Origin of the sequence: Bradyrhizobium dasycarpum, from assembly GCF_042019905.1 — a bacterium.
Classification (GTDB): domain Bacteria; phylum Pseudomonadota; class Alphaproteobacteria; order Rhizobiales; family Xanthobacteraceae; genus Bradyrhizobium; species Bradyrhizobium japonicum_B.
Genome location: NZ_CP169574.1, coordinates 857,740 through 875,665 on the forward strand (window position 1 = coordinate 857,740; position 17,926 = coordinate 875,665).

17 protein-coding genes and 2 pseudogenes are annotated in these 17,926 nt (G+C 66.3%); 9 read left to right on the forward strand and 10 right to left on the reverse strand.

Translation table 11 applies throughout. The features are described from left to right. Positions 1–117 precede the first annotated feature (117 nt). From fabD to gmk, 7 genes and pseudogenes are all read left to right on the forward strand, one after another. Positions 118–1,077 carry an ACP S-malonyltransferase gene (fabD, locus tag ACETMP_RS04395; protein ID WP_375160026.1) on the forward strand — a complete coding sequence of 320 codons (960 nt, stop codon included), beginning with the start codon at positions 118–120 and terminating at the stop codon, positions 1,075–1,077. Between the two features lie 14 nt (positions 1,078–1,091). Further along, positions 1,092–1,829: a 3-oxoacyl-[acyl-carrier-protein] reductase gene (gene fabG, locus ACETMP_RS04400; protein WP_375160027.1), complete on the forward strand. Its 738-nt coding sequence runs from the start codon at positions 1,092–1,094 to the stop codon at positions 1,827–1,829. Positions 1,830–2,141: 312 nt separating this feature from the next. Then, complete coding sequence (locus ACETMP_RS04405; RefSeq protein ID WP_008551805.1) at positions 2,142–2,381, forward strand: acyl carrier protein; 240 nt, start codon at positions 2,142–2,144, stop codon at positions 2,379–2,381. A gap of 107 nt (positions 2,382–2,488) precedes the next feature. Further along, a pseudogene (gene fabF, locus ACETMP_RS04410) lies at positions 2,489–3,756 on the forward strand (beta-ketoacyl-ACP synthase II). Between the two features lie 123 nt (positions 3,757–3,879). Continuing rightward, positions 3,880–5,154: pseudogene (gene mltG, locus ACETMP_RS04415) on the forward strand (endolytic transglycosylase MltG). A 115-nt stretch (positions 5,155–5,269) separates the two neighbouring features. After that, positions 5,270–6,157 carry a YicC/YloC family endoribonuclease gene (locus tag ACETMP_RS04420; RefSeq protein ID WP_375160028.1) on the forward strand — a complete coding sequence of 296 codons (888 nt, stop codon included), beginning with the start codon at positions 5,270–5,272 and terminating at the stop codon, positions 6,155–6,157. 3 nt (positions 6,158–6,160) lie between these two features. After that, positions 6,161–6,820: a guanylate kinase gene (gmk, locus tag ACETMP_RS04425; protein ID WP_375160029.1), complete on the forward strand. Its 660-nt coding sequence runs from the start codon at positions 6,161–6,163 to the stop codon at positions 6,818–6,820. Here gmk and ACETMP_RS04430 read toward each other — a convergent pair. Both ACETMP_RS04430 and ACETMP_RS04435 read right to left on the reverse strand, forming a co-directional pair. After that, positions 6,753–7,967 carry a hypothetical protein gene (locus ACETMP_RS04430; protein ID WP_375160030.1) on the reverse strand — a complete coding sequence of 405 codons (1,215 nt, stop codon included), beginning with the start codon at positions 7,965–7,967 and terminating at the stop codon, positions 6,753–6,755. The genes gmk and ACETMP_RS04430 overlap by 68 nt on opposite strands. Positions 7,968–9,230: 1,263 nt before the next feature. Beyond that, positions 9,231–10,112: a GyrI-like domain-containing protein gene (locus ACETMP_RS04435; RefSeq protein WP_375161837.1), complete on the reverse strand. Its 882-nt coding sequence runs from the start codon at positions 10,110–10,112 to the stop codon at positions 9,231–9,233. A gap of 157 nt (positions 10,113–10,269) precedes the next feature. Between ACETMP_RS04435 and ACETMP_RS04440 the strand changes: the two genes are divergently transcribed. After that, positions 10,270–10,896: a cupin gene (locus ACETMP_RS04440; protein WP_375160031.1), complete on the forward strand. Its 627-nt coding sequence runs from the start codon at positions 10,270–10,272 to the stop codon at positions 10,894–10,896. A gap of 18 nt (positions 10,897–10,914) precedes the next feature. Here the strand turns inward: ACETMP_RS04440 and ACETMP_RS04445 are convergent, their stop codons facing one another. Both ACETMP_RS04445 and ACETMP_RS04450 read right to left on the reverse strand, forming a co-directional pair. After that, a complete protein-coding gene (locus ACETMP_RS04445; protein WP_375160032.1) occupies positions 10,915–11,616 on the reverse strand; it encodes a Crp/Fnr family transcriptional regulator in 702 nt (233 codons plus the stop codon). Between the two features lie 17 nt (positions 11,617–11,633). Continuing rightward, complete coding sequence (locus ACETMP_RS04450; RefSeq protein ID WP_375160033.1) at positions 11,634–11,873, reverse strand: hypothetical protein; 240 nt, start codon at positions 11,871–11,873, stop codon at positions 11,634–11,636. 149 nt (positions 11,874–12,022) lie between these two features. On the opposite strand from ACETMP_RS04450, the gene ACETMP_RS04455 reads away from it, so the two are divergent. Continuing rightward, on the forward strand, positions 12,023–12,760 hold the full coding sequence (locus ACETMP_RS04455) for a Crp/Fnr family transcriptional regulator (protein ID WP_375160034.1): 738 nt from the start codon (positions 12,023–12,025) through the stop codon (positions 12,758–12,760). A gap of 11 nt (positions 12,761–12,771) precedes the next feature. Here the strand turns inward: ACETMP_RS04455 and ACETMP_RS04460 are convergent, their stop codons facing one another. From ACETMP_RS04460 to ACETMP_RS04485, 6 genes are all read right to left on the reverse strand, one after another. Then, positions 12,772–13,488, reverse strand: coding sequence for a Crp/Fnr family transcriptional regulator (locus ACETMP_RS04460; RefSeq protein WP_375160035.1), 717 nt, complete (start codon positions 13,486–13,488; stop codon positions 12,772–12,774). 156 nt (positions 13,489–13,644) lie between these two features. Beyond that, positions 13,645–13,881, reverse strand: a complete 237-nt coding sequence (locus tag ACETMP_RS04465; protein ID WP_257180376.1) for a hypothetical protein — start codon at positions 13,879–13,881, stop codon at positions 13,645–13,647. Between the two features lie 77 nt (positions 13,882–13,958). Continuing rightward, positions 13,959–15,017 (reverse strand): alcohol dehydrogenase, encoded by a 1,059-nt coding sequence (locus tag ACETMP_RS04470; RefSeq protein WP_375160036.1) that lies wholly within the window; start codon positions 15,015–15,017, stop codon positions 13,959–13,961. 23 nt (positions 15,018–15,040) lie between these two features. After that, positions 15,041–15,898, reverse strand: coding sequence for a 16S rRNA (adenine(1518)-N(6)/adenine(1519)-N(6))-dimethyltransferase RsmA (rsmA, locus tag ACETMP_RS04475; RefSeq protein WP_375160037.1), 858 nt, complete (start codon positions 15,896–15,898; stop codon positions 15,041–15,043). Further along, on the reverse strand, positions 15,898–16,944 hold the full coding sequence (gene pdxA / locus ACETMP_RS04480; RefSeq protein WP_375160038.1) for a 4-hydroxythreonine-4-phosphate dehydrogenase PdxA: 1,047 nt from the start codon (positions 16,942–16,944) through the stop codon (positions 15,898–15,900). Before pdxA ends, rsmA begins: the two co-directional genes overlap by 1 nt. After that, the gene (locus tag ACETMP_RS04485; RefSeq protein WP_375160039.1) at positions 16,944–17,879 is read right to left on the reverse strand and encodes a SurA N-terminal domain-containing protein; all 936 of its coding nucleotides are present in this window, start codon (positions 17,877–17,879) and stop codon (positions 16,944–16,946) included. The genes pdxA and ACETMP_RS04485 overlap by 1 nt, the downstream gene beginning before the upstream one ends. Positions 17,880–17,926 lie beyond the last annotated feature (47 nt).

Genomic DNA, 17,926 nt, shown 5'->3' on the forward strand with positions numbered 1-17,926 from the left:
TCTACGGCCCCCTTTGGAGCGTGATCCGGAACCATGGCCCAAGGAACCACCACCCAAGGCCGCGCGTAATCGGCTGCCGGTTCTCGAGGGATCGTGCCCGACAAGCAGGGAGCGCCGATGACGGCAGCATTCACATTTCCGGGGCAGGGGTCCCAGGCGGTCGGCATGGGCAAGGCCCTGGCCGACGCCTTTCCGGTGGCGCGCGCCGTGTTCGACGAGGTCGATGCCGCGCTGTCCGAGAAACTGACGGCCATCATCTGGGATGGTCCGGCCGAAACGCTCCAGCTCACCGAAAACGCCCAACCGGCGCTGATGGCGGTGTCCATCGCCACCCTGCGCGTGCTGGAGGCCGAGGCCGGTTTTTCCGTGGGACGAGACGCAGCCTTCGTCGCCGGCCATTCGCTCGGTGAATATTCGGCGCTCGCTGCGGCCGGCAGCCTGACGGTGTCGGATACCGCCCGTCTGCTTCGCACCCGCGGTCTCGCAATGCAAAAGGCCGTCCCGGTCGGCGCTGGCGCAATGGCCGCGCTGCTCGGCCTCGATTACGAGGCCGCCATGGAGGTCGCCAACGAGGCGGCGCAGGGGCAGGTCTGCCAGGCCGCCAACGACAACGGCGGCGGGCAGGTGGTGGTCTCAGGCGACAAGGCTGCGGTCGATCGCGCCGTCGAGATCGCCAAGACCAAGGGTGCCAAGCGCGCGATGCTGCTGCCGGTGTCCGCCCCGTTCCATTGCAGGCTGATGCAGCCCGCCGCCGACGCCATGGCGGAGGCGCTGTCGAAGGTCACGATCAAGGCGCCGGCCGCGCCGCTGGTGTCGAACGTGCTGGCAAGCGCCATCACCGACCCCGACGAGATCCGCCGCCGCCTGATCGAGCAGGTCACCGGAACGGTGCGCTGGCGCGAGTCGGTCGCCTATATGGCGGGGCAGGGCGTCACCCGTTTCTTCGAGATCGGCGCGGGCAAGGTGCTGACCGGTCTGGTCAAGCGCATCGCGGACGGTGCCGTCGGCGTTGCGGTCGGCGGTCCCAATGACATTGCCGCCGCCAAGGATGCACTGGCCGCTGCGAAGCAGGCCTAGAGGAGTTGTCATCGATGTTCGATCTGACTGGCAAGAAGGCGCTCGTCACCGGCGCCACCGGCGGCATTGGCGGCGCGATCGCGCAGGCGCTGCATGGGCAGGGCGCGACCGTCGCGATCTCAGGAACGCGCAAGGAAGTGCTGGATGAGCTTGCCGGCAAGCTCGGCGAGCGCGTCTTTGTGTTGCCCTGCAATCTCTCCAAGGCCGACGAGGTCGAGGCGCTGGTGCCCGCCGCGGAAGCCGCGATGGGCCAGGTCGACATCCTCATCGCCAATGCCGGCATCACCCGCGACAATCTCTTCGTGCAGCTCCGTGACGAGGATTGGGAGGAGGTCATCAACGTCAATCTGACCGCGACCTTCCGCCTCGCGCGTGCCGCCACCAAGCTGATGATGCGCAAGCGCTTCGGCCGCATCATCGCCATCACCTCGGTGGTCGGCGTCACCGGCAATCCCGGGCAGGGCAATTACACCGCCTCGAAGGCGGGCCTGATCGGCATGATCAAGACGCTGGGCGCCGAATACGCCAAGCGCGGCGTGACCGCGAACTGCATCGCGCCGGGCTTCATCAAGACGCCGATGACCGACGCGCTCAACGACAAGCAGCGCGAAATGATTCTGACCAAGGTTCCGGCTGCCCGTCTGGGGACGCCCGAGGACATCGCCGCGGCGGCCGTGTACCTGAGCTCGAACGAAGCAGCCTACGTCACCGGCCAGACCATCCACGTCAACGGCGGCATGGCCATGATCTGAGGTCTTCGTTCCGCGCTGCCCACATGGTCGGCGTGGAATGCGGCAAACGGCCGTTTTCGAGTGAAATGAGGCTTGTAGTCAAGGCAATTGAAGTGTGATAACCGGACCTTCAACGGATGGGCAAAGAACGCCATTGCAGGTTTTTGAAACCCTGTATATTGGCGATGCGGAGCCTTGGCCGTCGTTCGCCGGGCCCTGTATCGGTTAGGGTGGGGCCAAATCAAAGTACGTAAGCGAAGGCAAGTAACACGACCACGACGGCTCGTATCGTCCCGGGGGGTCGGGTCTACAGGAACAACACGAGGTTAAGCAATGAGTGACATTGGCGAGCGGGTTAAGAAGATCGTGGTCGAACACCTTGGTGTTGAACCCGAGAAGGTTGTCGACAACGCGAGCTTCATCGACGACCTCGGCGCCGACAGTCTGGACACCGTCGAGCTGGTGATGGCGTTCGAAGAGGAATTCGGTTGCGAGATTCCGGACGACGCCGCGGAGACGATTCTCACCGTCGGCGATGCCACGAAGTTTCTCGAGAAGAACGCGAAGAGCTGACGCTCTTCATTTCGCGGGGACAACATTGAAACCGGACGGGCCGCTTCGCAGCGGTCAGCCGGTTTCTTGTTATTGGCCGTGAAGGTTTCGATGCGGAGTTTTCGGACATGAGGCGGGTTGTCGTCACTGGTCTCGGCATGGTGTCGCCGCTCGGCTGCGGCGTCGAACCGACCTGGAAACGCATCCTCAACGGCGAAAGCGGCGCGCGCGCGATCGAGAGCTTCTGATGTCTCCGATCTTCAGACGAAATACGCCTGCACCGTGGTGCGCGGCGACGGCAGCAACGGTACTTTCAATCCCGACAAGTGGATGGAGCCGAAGGACCAGCGCAAGGTCGACGACTTTATCATCTTCGGCATGGCCGCGGCCGGCCAGGCGCTCGACGACGCCAACTGGCACCCCGAGTCCGAAGAGGACAAGTGCGCGACTGGAACCATGATCGGATCCGGCATCGGCGGCCTCAGCGGCATTGCCGAAACTGCGATCCTGTTGAAGGAGCGCGGACCGCGCCGGGTGTCGCCGTTCTTCATTCCGGGTCGCCTGATCAATCTCGCCTCCGGCTACGTCTCGATCGCACACGGGCTGAAAGGGCCGAACCATGCCGTCGTCACCGCCTGCTCGACCGGCGCGCATGCGGTCGGCGATGCCGCCCGCCTGATCGCGCTGGGTGATGCCGACGTGATGGTCGCAGGCGGCGCCGAGTCGCCGATCAGCCGCATCGGCATTGCCGGCTTCAATGCCGCGCGCGCGCTTTCGACCGGCTTCAATGAGACTCCCGAGAAGGCCTCGCGTCCCTACGACAAGGACCGCGACGGCTTCGTGATGGGCGAGGGCGCCGGCGTCCTGGTGCTGGAGGAGCCTCGAGCACGCGAGGCGCCGCGGCGCGAGGATCTATGCCGAGGTGATCGGCTACGGTCTGTCGGGTGATGCCTATCACATTACCTCGCCGTCGCCCGACGGCGATGGCGGCTTCCGCAGCATGTCGGCTGCGCTCAAGCGCGCCGGCCTGACCGCATCCGATCTCGATTATATCAACGCGCACGGCACCTCGACACCGCTCGGCGACGAGATCGAGCTTGGTGCCGTCGAGCGTCTGCTCGGCAATGCCGCCTCCAAGGTCGCGATGTCCTCGACCAAATCGTCGACCGGTCATCTGCTCGGCGCGGCCGGCGCGATCGAAGCGATCTTCGCCATCCTCGCGATTCGCGATAGTGTCGTGCCGCCGACGATCAACCTCGACAATCCGTCGGTGGAGACCGCGATCGACCTCGTGCCGCACGTTGCGAAGAAGCGTGAGGTCAATGTTGCCTTGTCGAACTCGTTTGGTTTTGGCGGTACCAATGCGTCGGTGATCGTCCGACGTTTGGCCGATTAGTTTGCGTTTGAAACGAATCCACCGTTTTGCCGTATTCGGCGATAGTCATGGAAGTGGGCGTGCATTTGGCTCGGCAAGCGATGGTCGGGCCGCTATTGAACCGGCAGGATTCAGGTTGCTTCTATGAGTGAAAGGCCGCCCATCTCGCCCCGGAGTCCGCGGGCAGCACTTGAGCCCGAGCAGCTCCCGCCGCCGCCGAAGCGTTCGGACCGTGCGCGCAATCCGTTCGTGGTCGTCGGCAACGCCATCATCACCCTTCTGCTGATCGCCATGCTCGGCGCAGGCGGCGTCTATTATTACGGCCGCCAGGTGCCTCGAGGCGCCCGGGCCGCTGAAGGACGACAAGATCGTCAACATCCCGCAGCGCGCCGGCAAGCGCGACATCGCCGAGACGCTGAACCGGGAAGGCGTCACCGACGTCAATCCCTGGGTGTTCATCGCCAGCGTTGCCGCGTTGAAGGCGAGCTCGGATCTCAAGCCGGGTGAATATTCGTTCCAGAAAAACGCCTCGCTCCGCGACGTGATCGCCACCATCGTCGAGGGCAAGGTGGTGCAGCATGCCGTCACGATTCCGGAGGGGCTGACCTCCGAGCAGATCGTGGCGCGCCTGTCCGACAACGACATCTTCACCGGCAGCGTGCGCGAGCTGCCGCGCGAAGGCACGCTGCTGCCGGAAACCTACAAGTTCCGCGCGGCACGCCGCGCGAGCAGGTGGTCCAGCGCATGCAGCAGGCGCACAAGCGTGTGCTCGCCGAGATCTGGGAGCGTCGCAATCAGGACATTCCGGTCAGGACGCCGGAGCAGCTGGTGACCCTGGCCTCGATCGTGGAGAAGGAGACCGGCAAGCCCGACGAGCGCAGCCGCGTCGCCGCGGTGTTCGTCAATCGCCTGAAGCAGCGGATCAAGCTGCAGTCCGATCCGACCATCATCTATGGGCTGGTCGGCGGCAAGGGCACGCTGGGTCGCCCGATCAAGCGCAGCGAGATCACGCAGCCTTCGCCCTACAACACCTATGTGATCGAAGGCCTGCCGCCGGGCCCGATCTCCAACCCCGGCCGCGCCTCGCTGGAGGCCGCCGCCAATCCGGCCCGCACCCGCGACCTCTATTTCGTCGCCGACGGCAGCGGCGGGCACGCCTTTACCGAGACCTACGACGCGCACCAGAAGAACGTGGCCAAGCTGCGCGCGATGGAGAAGCAGATCCAGAACGACACGGTCGAGCCGCCCGAGGATGCGCCGCCGCCGGCCGCCGCTGCGCCCGGAGCCGCCGATACGCCGACCGCGACCACACCGGCGCGGCCCAATCAGCAGAAAAAGCCGCCGGCGGCACGCCCGGCAGCTCCGGCACCGGCGCGGCAGGGCGCGGTGCAGCCGTCGCCACCGGTGGTCCAGCGCTAGATCCGTCCCAACCGCTGCTGCGGACTTTGCGGATTCCACTTTCCTGCAAAATAGTCTTAAGATCTGCGTGGCTTGATGCCTCGCGAATCCCGCGTTTTTTGGAGAATTTGACCTGATGGCGCTGTCGTCCATGACCGGCTTTGCGAGATGCCACGGCGCAAGCGGGCCGTACACGTTCGAGTGGGAATTGAAGTCCGTCAACGCCAAGGGCTTCGACCTCAGGGTGCGGCTGCCGCAGGGCTTCGACGAGCTTGAGGCCTACGCCAAGAAGCGCGCCGGCGAGCTTTTGTCGCGCGGCACCGTCTACGCCAATCTCACCGTCAAGCGCAGCAATGCCGCCGCAACGGTTCGCGTCAACGAGGACGTGCTCAACGCCGTCCTGAAGGCCGCCGCCATGATCGGCGGCAAGATCGACGCGGTTGCCCCGAGCATCGACGGCCTGCTCGCCATCAAGGGCGTCGTCGAGGTCGCCGAGCCCGAGGGCGACGAGGCGGAGGACAACGCCGCGCGTGCCGCTGCCGCCGAGGCCTTCGACAAGGCGCTCGCCGAGCTCGTTGCGATGCGCAAGCGCGAGGGCACCTCGCTCGGCCAGATCCTCACCCAGCGCGTCGACGAGATCGAGCAATTGGCGAAGAAGGCGGAAGCTGCGCCCGGCCGCAAGCCGGAGGCGATCAAGGCCAGGCTCGCCGAGCAGATCGCGGCGCTGCTCGACACCTCCGACCGGTTCGATTCCGACCGCCTGATGCAGGAGGCGATCCTGATCGCCACCAAGGCCGACATCCGTGAGGAGCTCGATCGCATCGCATCCCACGTCGCGCAGGCGCGCGAGCTGATCGGCAAGGGCGGCCCGATCGGCCGCAAGCTCGACTTCCTGGCGCAGGAGTTTCACCGCGAGGTCAACACCTGTTGCTCGAAGTCGAACGACATCGAGCTGACCAATACGGGGCTGGCCATGAAGAACGTGGTCGAGCAGTTCCGCGAGCAGGTCCAGAATCTGGAGTGATCGATGACGACGGGCGGCCACGGAACTGACGGTGTCGAGCGGCGCGGCTTGATGTTCGTGCTGTCCTCGCCCTCGGGCGCGGGCAAGACGACGCTGTCGCGGATGTTGCTCGACCGAGAGCCCGGCCTGAAGATGTCGGTGTCGGCGACCACGCGCGCGAAGCGACCCGGGGAGGTCGAGGGTCGCGACTACTTTTTCGTCGACAAGCCGCGCTTCGAAGCGATGGTGAAGGGCGACGAGTTGCTCGAATGGGCCACCGTGTTCGACAATCTCTACGGCACGCCGCGTGCTCCGGTGGAGGCGGCGCTGTCTGCCGGAAAGGACGTGCTGTTCGACATCGACTGGCAGGGCACGCAGCAGCTGCACCAGAAAGCCAGCGTCGACGTCGTCCGCGTCTTCATCCTGCCGCCCTCGGCGGCCGACCTCGAAAAGCGCCTGCATTCGCGCGCGCAGGATTCCGACGAGGTGATCCGCAAGCGCATGAGCCGCGCCAGCCACGAGATGAGCCACTGGGCCGAGTACGACTACATCGTCATCAACCACGACGTCGATGAGGCCTTCGCCGAGGTGCAGTCGATCCTGAAGGCCGAGCGCCTCAAGCGCGAGCGGCGGATTGGCCTCGTTGGTTTCGTGCGAGGTTTGCAAGGCCAGCTTCAGGGCTAGGCTCCCGCAGCCGCGGCCCCTGCTTCGCCAGCCGTTCCAGCATCGCGGTGATCACGTCGACATCGACGGCATCCTCGCTCTTCACATCGTCATTGCGATTGGCCTCGTCGTCAGCAACGGGCTTCTTGTCGTCGGTCGCCTTGGCCGCGAGCCGCGGGGGCGCTGGCTCGATCGCGAACGCGCCGCGGAAGATGTCGGCCTTGTCGAGCTCGCCAGCCTTGCTGCGGACGGAGGCGGATTGGGCGGCGATCACGGAGATCTCCCTGGTGAATGCCGCGAGCTGCGCGGTCTGCGGTCGGGCTTCGTCGAAATCGACCGGGCCGCCTTGCGCGTGCGGCTGGGCCGCTGAATTCGCACCGAGCCATGGCGCGCGGCTTCCGTCGTGATCCTGCGGCGCCCAATCGTCCCAATGCCCGCGGCGGTCGGAAGCAGCTTGAACGCGCACGCGCCTGCGGGCGAAACGGTAGACCACGCTGGCGAGGATGCCCGCGAGTGCCAGCGCGCCGCCGATCACCAGCAGCAGCATCTGCACCGAGCCGCCGGTTTTGTCGGTCATGCCGTCTGCTGCGGCAGGCGGGGGCGGGGCAGGGGATTTTGACGGCTTTGTCTTCGGCTGCGCAACGGCTGTGACCATGGTCGTTGCCGGCTGCGGCTCTGGAGCGGTGGGCGCTGCCGAGACTTCGGGCCATGGCGAGGCGACAGAAGCTGGCTGCGCGCTGCTGTCAGCCTGGTTGGCGGGTTGCTGTGCCGTCGGGGCCGTCGGTGCGCCCGGCGTGATCGCGTTCGGCGTCTTGGCGGCCGCATCACTGCGCGCACCCAGATATTCGGCGCGCGCGTCCTGCGCGGTCTGCTGCGGCGATGCTGTTGAATCCGATGGTGTGTCGGCCTGCGTAGCCTGCGCGGCCTTCGCGCTGTCCTTGTCGCCGGCGGCGCGCAGGTACCAGCATTGCCGCTTGGTCGTACGGTCGAGGCGATAGTACCAATGCTGTCCCTGCGGCGCGGCGCCCTTCGGCGAGGCCAGGCAGTCGGCGTTTGCGGTGGCGGTGCCCGATCCGTTCGGCGCGTTCTGCGACACGGCGGCCAGTGGCAGGCCGGCAATAATGCTGCTGACCAGCGCGGATATGAATTTTGCGGTGCGGTTGCCCATCCTGGTCTCCCGGTTACGCATGACGCAACTCTTGACCTGCCCTTTGTCATCAAAGACTTGGGTGGCAATGAGCCGCAAATCCGGAGAGGATGTGGCTTGAATCGGGCCTGCGAGGCGTTCGTTCCGCTGAAAATAGCGGCTTTCCGGCGCTACTGTTTCGCCGAACTCCAGGTTCCACCGCAGCCGTCGGAGCGGCGCCAGCTTCCGGAACCGCTGCGCGCGCCGAGACGCCCCGAGCCGGTGAAGGTGACGCCGTCGCCTTGACCGACCGATGCTTTGCATCGCGGGGGGCGCTGCGCCGTGTCCGGGGCACGAGAGGAGCTCGGATCATTCTCTCTCCGCCGTCATTGCAAGCGCCGCGAAGCAATCCAGAATCTTTCCACGGAGGCAGTCTGGATTGCTTCGCGGCGCTCGCAATGACGGAGTATGTGGCACCGGCTTGCTCTTTCCATCGGCGCTCTTTGTTGCAGACGCACAACCGCATTCTCGCGGCACTTCTTGCCCGAGCTTTGCTGTTCGTTCGCGCCCTCGAAAGACCAGAAGGCGCAGGGAAGGCCGGGCGCCGGCGGCACCCGCAATCCGTGCACAACGAAGAATGCACACGGGGTGGATCACAGGTGTGCCGGTCGCCCGGCCTTCCCTGCGCGGATGGTTTTAACGGTGTCCTTCGTGCTCTCCTCGGGGAGCGTTGCACTATTGCCCCCGTCGCCTCGCCGCTGATCGATGCGCGTGCCGGTTGGCCGCCACATCACGGCGAGATTTGACGCCAGAACCCCGGGCGTCGGGACCACACGACTTCTCCGTCCGCGGACGCCCCTGCCTCAGCATCCGGGGCCCGATGTGCGCGCCCCCGACCATCAACAAGACCGCTGTGACCGCGCCGTGTCGTAGCACGCCGCGCATGACTCAACGGTCGCCCGTCCCTGTCACCGCCTGTCGCGCCGGCGCTACCGCGTCCACCGCACCCCGGCCCGCATCTCGTGACGATCGCGAAGCGCCCCTCTGGCAGGGCCGGGATGACCGCTCTATGCCACAAATCCGAAATTCGGGAAAGTGGAATATTTTTGCGGGAAGGGGTTGACGGGTTTCATGGTGTTTTGCCCGACGCCTCGCGAGCGGTTGCCTCAGCCTCCGCTCGTCATTCCGGGGCGCCCTGAAAGGGCGAGCCCGGAATCCATCGGACGGCGGGGCATGCGGCCCGATGGATTCCGGGCCTGCGTCCTTGCGCACGCATCCCGGAATGACGGTGGAGGTGACGAAGGTTCATTTCAACGGCAGGAACAGGTCCGCCGCTGCCTCGTGCTCGGCGACATCGGGAACGAAGTTCAGCCGCTGGCAATAGATCGGGAAGTCGCGCGCCTCCTCGCCGCTGGCCGGGAGCCAGTCGCGATAGAGGTAGAGCGCGGCGGGCTCGAGATTGTCGGTGTTGCCGACGATGCGCAGCACGGCGCAGCGACCGCCCGGAATTTCGCCGGCCTTGATCGCCGCGCCGCTCGGCTCGATCGGCTTGTCGGTTCCGACGCAGAGGTCCACGCTGTAGTCGGCAGGCGAGGCCGGCCGCCGCTCGGACCGCCAGACGTTGAAGGTCGGGCTCGTGCGCGGGTGCAGACCGGCGGCTTTGCGCCAGGCGATGAAGCGCTGGATGGTGGCGGGAAGCGTCGCCGGGTCGCCGCGGTGCTCCATGATCGCCACCGCCGTCGTCGGCACGTTGAGGATCGTCACGTCGTCGCTGGTAAAGGTCTTCTGCATGAACTTGCTCCTCGCATTGTCGAGTGGCCCGAAGGCCGCAAGCCACGGCTCCCAGTCGGGAGACTTCCGGAACGACGACGGCGATTGTCCGAACCGTTGCCGAAAGGCGCGGGCGAAGGCGTCGGGTGCGTCGTAGCCGGCATCCATCGCGATATCCGTGACGCTGTCGGCGTCGTTGTAGGCCAACCGGTATGAAGCGCGCTTCATACGGGCAAGCTGGATGTAGCGATGCACGGACAGCCCGAAGGTCGCCGTGAACTGTCGGTGGAAATGATACTTGGAGTAGGCCGCGACGCCGCTCAGCGCATCCAGGTCCAGATCGTCATCCAGATGCCGGTCGATGTGATCCAGCACCCGCTGCATCCGGGCATGGTAGTTGCGAAGCGCCGCCGTCATCGTGTCCTCCGTGGCGGCACCAGCTAAAGCGCAGGCGGGCATGACGTGCTCGACCGATCTTGCGGTTTTGCCACGGGGCGCAGAACGCCGCCAAGCTGTTTTCACTTTGGGAAACTTCTCGCCTCCGCCGTGGTTGAATCGGGGCTGAGGAGACGCCATGCCGATCAAGGATCAGGTCAAGAATTTCGCCAGGAAGCTGGTGGAGGATCGTCCCGATGCCGCGGCGCTGCGGGCGCTGGTGCGGGCGCGAAAGCCGGCCGCGCTCCGTTTTCGCGACGACGGCATCGTGCCGAACAATCCGAAATTTCCAGCGTTGCTCTATCGCGGGGCGGTGAAGCTGAACAGCCGGCGCTTTCCCCCTGACGTCATCATCGACACGATGTTCGATGCGAATGGCTGGGGCCGGTCGTGGCGCGATACGGTGTATGACTTCGTCCATTATCATTCGCAGATCCACGAGGTGATGGGCGTGGCACGTGGCACGGCCAGGATCGAGTGCGGCGGCGTCAAGGGCCGGATCCTGCGCGTCAAGGCCGGCGACGTTCTGGTGCTTCCCGCGGGCACCGGACACCGGCTCATCGAGGCCAGTCGGGACTTTCTGGTGGTCGGCGCCTATCCGCAGGACGGGACCTATGACGAGTGCACTGACACGCGCGAGCGTCCCGACGCCATCAAGCGCATCGCCAAGGTCCGCAAGCCGACAGCCGATCCGGTCCTTGGACCCGGCGGCCCGCTGCTGCGCTCGTGGCGGAGAGAGCGGTCGCGATCGCGATCCGGCGGGTAGCTCTCACGTCGGCCGCGCTCACGTCAGATAGTCGGGCGTGAAATCCGCAAGCTTGCGCAGCTCCTCGGGTTGCAGCAGCTCGATCTCGCTGCCCTCCCAAGCGATCAACCTGCGATGCCTCAGCTCCTGGATGGTGCGATTGACGTGGACGATCGACAGGCCGCAGGCATCTGCAACGTGCCGCTGCGTCATCGGCATCTGGAAGCAGCCGTCCGTAACGAGGCCGACCATCTCCAGCCGTGCGGCGAGCTCGCAGATGAGGTGCGCGACCCTGGCCAGGGCGGCCTGCGCACCGAGGCGGGCGATCCATTGCCGCGAGATCGCCGCATCGATCAGCGTCTCGCGCCAGAACGCGCGAGTCAAATGCATCGAGCCGTCGAGAAGCTGCTTGAGTTGGCTGTGCGCGACCGTGCCGACGATGGTCGGTCCGAGGCCGACGAGGTCGGCATCCATCGGCGCGACCAGCAGCGTGTGCAGGCAGGGCATGTCGCCGGGAACGTGAAAGGCGAGGATCTGGCTGCGGTCGCCGACGATGCGGGCCTGGTAGAGGAAGCCGTGCACGACGAAGACGCAGCGCGAGACGGGCTCGCCCTGGCGCAGCACGATCTCCCCGTCGGCGACCTGGCGCAGCGTGGAGGGCAGGGCGGCGATCTCTCGGCGTTCGTCCTCGGACAGGTCTTCGATGGCCTGCAGACGCGCGATGAACTTCGGATGCGGCATGAGCCTCGCGTACCGGTTCAATCGTCGCGCGACCCGCATGCCTCGACGAAGCGGCGCGAGAGCTTTGCGAGGGTCCAGTCGGAGACGGGCGCAGAGTGGAACTCGCGAATGGCGCGGGCAAGCTCCTGATCGGACATCGGCCGGACCGGCTGCTTCAGCGCGCCCTGGACGAAGGCATCGTTGATGCTGTCGAGGTGCTCGCTGGTATCCGCCGCGAACAGGCCGCGGATACGTTCCAGGATCGTCGTAGGGCTCATGAATGGCGGCTCGTCGAGATGACGGTGTGGATGCGACCCGGTACGGTCCGAGATCGATTAGCAACCTCTGCTTCCGAGATGCGTTCTAGTCCGCTCAATCCAAGCCGGACGTATCATTTGATAGAACCGGCGCGTTTTTTGGCGGACCAATGGAAAAAGCCCACGACGTGCTGATCCGGAACCTGTGCGAACACACCGCGCTCGCAGCGGAGGATCTCGCCGAGATCTGCGCACTCACTTTCACGATGCGCGATTTCGAGTCGAACGAGGATTTCATCCGACAGGGCGACGAACCCGAACATTCGGTGCTGGTCGTCTCGGGCATGGTCGCGCGCTACCATCTGCTCGGCGGCGGCGGCCGACAATATCTCGCCTTCCACCTCACCGGCGACCTGCCCGACGCGCAGGGCCTGTTCATCGACCAGATGGACCACGGATTGAGCGCGGTGGGGCCCGCCTCGGTCGCCTTCATCCCGCATCGCGAATTGTTCATCGCGTTCCGGCGGCGGCCGACCTTTGCGCTGGCCGTCTGGCGCGAGACGCTGCTCGATGCCGCGATCTTTCGCGAAGCCATCACCAACAACAGCGCCCGGCCGATGCAGGCGCGCATGGCTCACCTGTTCTGCGAGCTGTTCTACCGCGCCCGTGCCGCGCAGCTCGTCCGCGGCAATCGCTGCCTGTTGCCGATCAGCCTGGTGCAGCTCGGCGAGACGCTGGGCATGGCGATCGCGACCGTGAACCGGACGCTCGCCGAGCTCCGGCGCAGCGGCGCCATGGATCTGCGTGAGGGCGAGCTGATCGTGCTGAAATGGCGCGACTTGCAGCGGCTCGGCGATTTCAGCCCGGCCTATCTGCACCAGAGGCGGCAGTCGCCGCCACAGGTCTGAAGTTACAGGCGTTAGCTGCCGTCAACTGCTGCGCCCAGCACTTCGTCACAATGCTTCTTCACCCAATCGTTGCAGCAGCAGGCCCTAGCCTCGAGCGCCGCCGCGTCGAGGATCAGGATGGCGCCGCGCCGGGTGGCGAGGATGCGCCGTGCCTTGAACATCTGGATGACGCGGCTGGCATAGCTGCGGGAGACGCCGAGCATGCCGGCGAGCTGCTCGTGGGTGAGGGGGATCTCGGCCTGGCCGATCCGCTCCTGCGCGGAGATGATCCACTTGGCGGCGCGCTGCTCGATCGAATGCGCGGCGTTGCAGGCCGCGTTCTGCAGCAATTGCGCGAACTGGCAATCAGCATAGCGCGAGAACGCCTCTTGCAGCGCGGTCGACCTCTGCTGCGCCTGCTCGAGCGCGCGCTGCGGCAGCCGAACGAGCGTGCCGCCGAGCTTCACGACGATGCGGGAATAGGCGAGCGAAGGATTGCGGCCGGCGGCGACGCCCACGGCACCCTCGCGTCCCACCAGCAGGCCTTCGACCTCGCGATCATCCTCGACCGGAACGGCGAACGACACCAGCGTGGGACCGCAGGGGAAATGAACCGCCGCGACGGTGTCGCCGGCGTGATGCAGGATGTGGCCCGCCTCGACGTCGACCGGCTGGAGATGAGGTGCAAGAAGCTCGAAATCTCGGGGGGCGAGCTGCCGGAGCAGATCGTTCGGGGGCCGACCGGTCACAGTTTCTTCTCTTGGCTGGCCGGGAATCGGCGCCGGTCGCAACCCTACGTTTCCGTGGCGGAACCAACGGTTCCAAAGTGCACACAAGGGGTGGCTCGGGGGCCGAAAAGTTCGCGCGCAGGTCTTTGCCCCGGAGCCCGACGGCGGCGATGAACGTCATCCGACCCGTGCTTCGCGGTCTGCCGTGGAGCGGCGTTCGGCTGCGTGGGCGCGATAGGCGTCGATCGCCCTGTTGGCGAGCATCAGCTGCCGGCGTTCGCCGGTCCTGAGCTGGGCTTCGATGGCGTCGAGAAGGAAGTTCGCGCTCTCGTCCGGCGGGCCGAGCTCGCCGCTCTGCTCGAGGCAGCTCCAGGCGATGAAGAATGCGCTTTCGACGGTGCACCGAATGGACATGCGCTGCCAACGCGGCGAGACCGAAGGCGTTCCGTGCCGCGGGCCCAACTTGCGCCGGGCCCGCAACAAGCGATCGGTCAGTTCTTCAGCACGATGCGGCCGACGACCTTGCCGGCACGAAGCTCGTCGATCCATTTCTGGACGTCGCCCATCGGCTCCTCGCGCATCGGCGTCGGCTTGATCTTGCCGGCGCGCGCCAGCGCCATCAGCTCGTGGGCCTCGGCGAGCGTGCCGACCATGAAGCCCTCGATGGTCATGCGCTTGTAGACCCACTGCACCATCGGCAGCGTGAACTGGCCGCCCATCAGGCCGGAGACCACGATCTTGCCGCCGCGCGCGGCGACCGCGACCGCAAAGGCCATCGACTTCTCGTTGCCGGCGAAATCGACGATCTCGTCGAAGCCGCCTTCGGTCTCCTTCAGGATGCGCTTGATCACGTCGGGTTCGGACGGGTCGTAGGCGACCGCGGCGCCGTTCTTCAGCGCGGTGTCGCGCGCGGCCGGCGAGAGGTCGGCGACCGTGATCGGCTGCTTGAACATCGCCTGGGCGAACGACAGTCCCATCATGCCGACGCCGCCGAGACCGATCAGCAACAGGTTGCGCTGGCGCGGACGGTCGACCAGGCGCTTGAGCGCGCCGTAGGCGGTGACGCCGGAGCACATCAAGGTCGCAGCCTGGTTGACGGGCAGGGGATCGTAGTCGAGCAGGTATTTCGCGTCGGGCACCAGCACGTGGGTGGCAAAGCCGCCGTCGATGGAGACGCCGAGGAAGCGCTGCTTCACGCAGAGATTCTCGTCGCCATTGGCGCAATCGCGGCACTGGCCGCAGCCGATCCAGGGGAAGACGGCCTTCTTGGCGCCGACGAGACTGGCCGGCACGTCAGGGCCGACCTCGTCGACCACGCCGGCGATCTCGTGGCCCAGGGTGAACGGCAGCGTCATGCCGCGCGTGGTGTCGAGCTTCTTGCCGCCGCCGAGATCGGCATAGCCGTCCTGGATATGCAGGTCGGAATGGCAGAGGCCGCAGCGCTCGATGCGCACCAGCACCTCGCGGCCTTGCGGCTTCGGCGTGTCGACGATGGTCTCGCACAAGGGCGCATCGAACTTGACCAGGGACTGCCTGCGCATCAGCGCCATTTTCTTTCCTCCGGAATTCTTGGTTACGCGGTTTCGCTGCGTATATCCGCCAATTCGCGCGCCATGGCAACAAAGCCGGAGATGGGAATGGTCTCCGCGCGCCGGGTCGCATCGACGCCGGCGGCCTGCGCGAGCCGCGCCGGATCGACGCCGAGCGACTTCAGGCTCTGCCGCAGCATCTTGCGGCGCTGGCCGAAGGCGGCGGCGGCGACCTGTTCGAGCAGCTTGCGATCGCAGGCAAGCGGCTCTGCGCGCGGCTTGAGGCGCACCACGGAGGAGGTGACCTTGGGCGGCGGCACGAACGCGGACGGCGCGATGTCGAACAGGATCTTGGTCTCGCAGCGCCAGTTGGCGAGCACGCCGAGCCGGCCATAGGCCTCCTCGTCCTCGTGCGCCACGATGCGCTCGCCGACCTCGCGCTGGAACATCAGCACCATCATGTCGTACCAGGGCGGCCAGGGCTCGCTGGTGAGCCAGTTGATCAGGAGCTGGGTCGCGATGTTGTAGGGCAGGTTGGCGACGATCCTGGCTCGCTCGCCATCGAGCAACGGGCGCGGATCGAATGTCATGGCGTCGCCATGCACGATCTCGAGCCTGCCGGGATAGCGTGCGGAAATATCCTGCAAGGCCGGGATCGCGCGCTCGTCGTGCTCGATGGCGATGACCCGCCGCGCGCCGAGCGCCAGAAGGGCGCGCGTCAGCCCGCCCGGGCCGGGGCCGATCTCGACGATGGTGGAATCCTCGAGCGGCGCCGCGGCGCGCGCGATGCGCGCCGTGAGGTTGAGATCGAGCAGGAAGTTCTGGCCGAGCGACTTGCGCGCCGACAGCGCGTGCCGGCGAATGACCTCGCGCAGCGGCGGGAGGTCGTCGATCGCGCTCATCAGCTTTGTGAGCTTGGTGAAGCCGCCATCCGGCTGGCGAGCCTCAAGGCTGCGATCAGGCTCGCCGGGTTGGCCTTGGCCGTGCCGGCGATGTCGAAGGCGGTGCCGTGATCGGGCGAGGTGCGGACGAAGGGCAGGCCGAGCGTGACATTGACCGCGTTGTCGAACGCGACCGTCTTGATCGGGATCAGCGCCTGGTCGTGATACATGCAGATGGCGCAGTCATAGGTGCTGCGCGCGGCCTCGTGGAACAGGGTGTCGGCGGGCAGCGGACCCCTGGTCTCGATGCCGTCATTGCGCAAGACTTTCAGCGCCGGCGCGATGATGGTCTGCTCCTCATGGCCGAGCGAGCCGTCCTCGCCGGCATGCGGATTGAGGCCGGAGACCGCGATGCGCGGCCGCGCGATGCCAAAACGGGATTTCAGCTCGGTTGCGACGATGCGCACGGTCGCGACGATCAGCTCGCTGGTGAGCTGGACCAGGGCATCGCGGATCGAGACGTGAATGGTCACGGGCACCACGGCGAGTTGCGGCGACCATAGCATCATCACCGGCTGCGGCACGCGCCCGCCCTCTGCGGCGAGCTCGGCGAGGAATTCGGTGTGGCCGGGATGACGGAAGCCGGCGCGGTAGAGCACGCTCTTGGCGATCGGATTGGTGACGACGGCGCTGGCGCGGCCCTCGCGCACATCCGTAACCGCTTGCCGGATCGAGGCGAGCGCGGCCGGCGCGCTCGTTGCGTCGGGCTTGCCAGGCTCGGCGGTCGCGCGCTCGCCGGTGGCGACCACGGGCAGGGCATCGGTGAAGGCGGAAGCCGCCTCACCGGGACTCACCGCCACGGTCCTGACGCCGGCCCCCAGCGACGGGGCGAGCGCCTTGGCGCGGCGCGCGATCAGTGCCTCGTCACCGAGCAGATAGAAGGCGGGCAGGTTCAGCTCGCGGCGCCGCAGCCAGGCTGCGATCGTGATGTCGGGGCCGATGCCGGCCGGCTCTCCCAGGGTCAGGGCAAGAGGAAGGGAAAGCGGCTTTGCTGCGCGATCGGCCATCAGCGGTTGCGATATTCGATCATCGCCGCCTTGCGGAGCTCGTCGAGATAGGCCTTCTGGGTCTTCTCGTATTTCTCCTGATACATCTTCTCGCGGACCTCGCGCTTCTTCGGCGTGTCGATCATGGTCGGCTTGCGTGAGCACAGCACCACCATCTCGATGCCGTTCTTGGTCAGCTCGGGCGCGGTCAGATGGCCGATCGGGGTATCATCGAGCACCTTGCGCAGCGCCTCCGGCAGTTCGGCGGTGGTCTTGGTGACGGCGTCCCGAATGGTGGCGTTCGGCGTCGAGCGGAACAGCGAATTGGCTTCCTCGCAGCTGCCGACGCGCGCGCGATAGCTCTCGGCTTCCTTCTTCCGGGTCTCCAGGAACGCCGGCGAGGAGCCGCGCGGCACGATCAGCACGATCGGCTGCATCTTGTACTCGGTGCCTTCGACCTGCAGCTTGTCGCCGGTCTGGGCCTGCACGGCCTGCGCGACGTCGCGCTCGCCGACGAGCAGCTTCTCCTTGAAGCGGCCCCGCACGAGGCTGGACCAGACCATCTCGGCCCTCATGCGGCTCTTCAGCGTTTCGGGGCGGAGGCCTTTGGATTCGAGCGACTTGGCGAGCTGGTCCGACGTGATGCGCATGCGCTGCGCCATGCCCTCGAAGGACTGGTTGATGTCGGAGGCGCTGGGATCGACCCCGTACTTCTTGCCCTCCTTGATCTTCACCTTGTCGTCGATCAGCTGGTTGATGACGTCCTGCCGGCTCGGGGTCTTCTGCGTCGTCAGCTGGTCGAGCTTGGAGCGCTGCTCGATGTCGAAATCGGTGATCGGATCGCCGTTGACCATGACGACGATGTTCTGCGCGCGCGACGGCGAGGGCAGTCCGGTGAGGATCAGCCCGGCACCGATGGCAAGCAGGAGGCGGAAGACGGGCAATGGGGTCGTCATGATTGTCGCTCGCATGTCAGCCGCGTCGAGCCTGTGAGGGGGCAAGC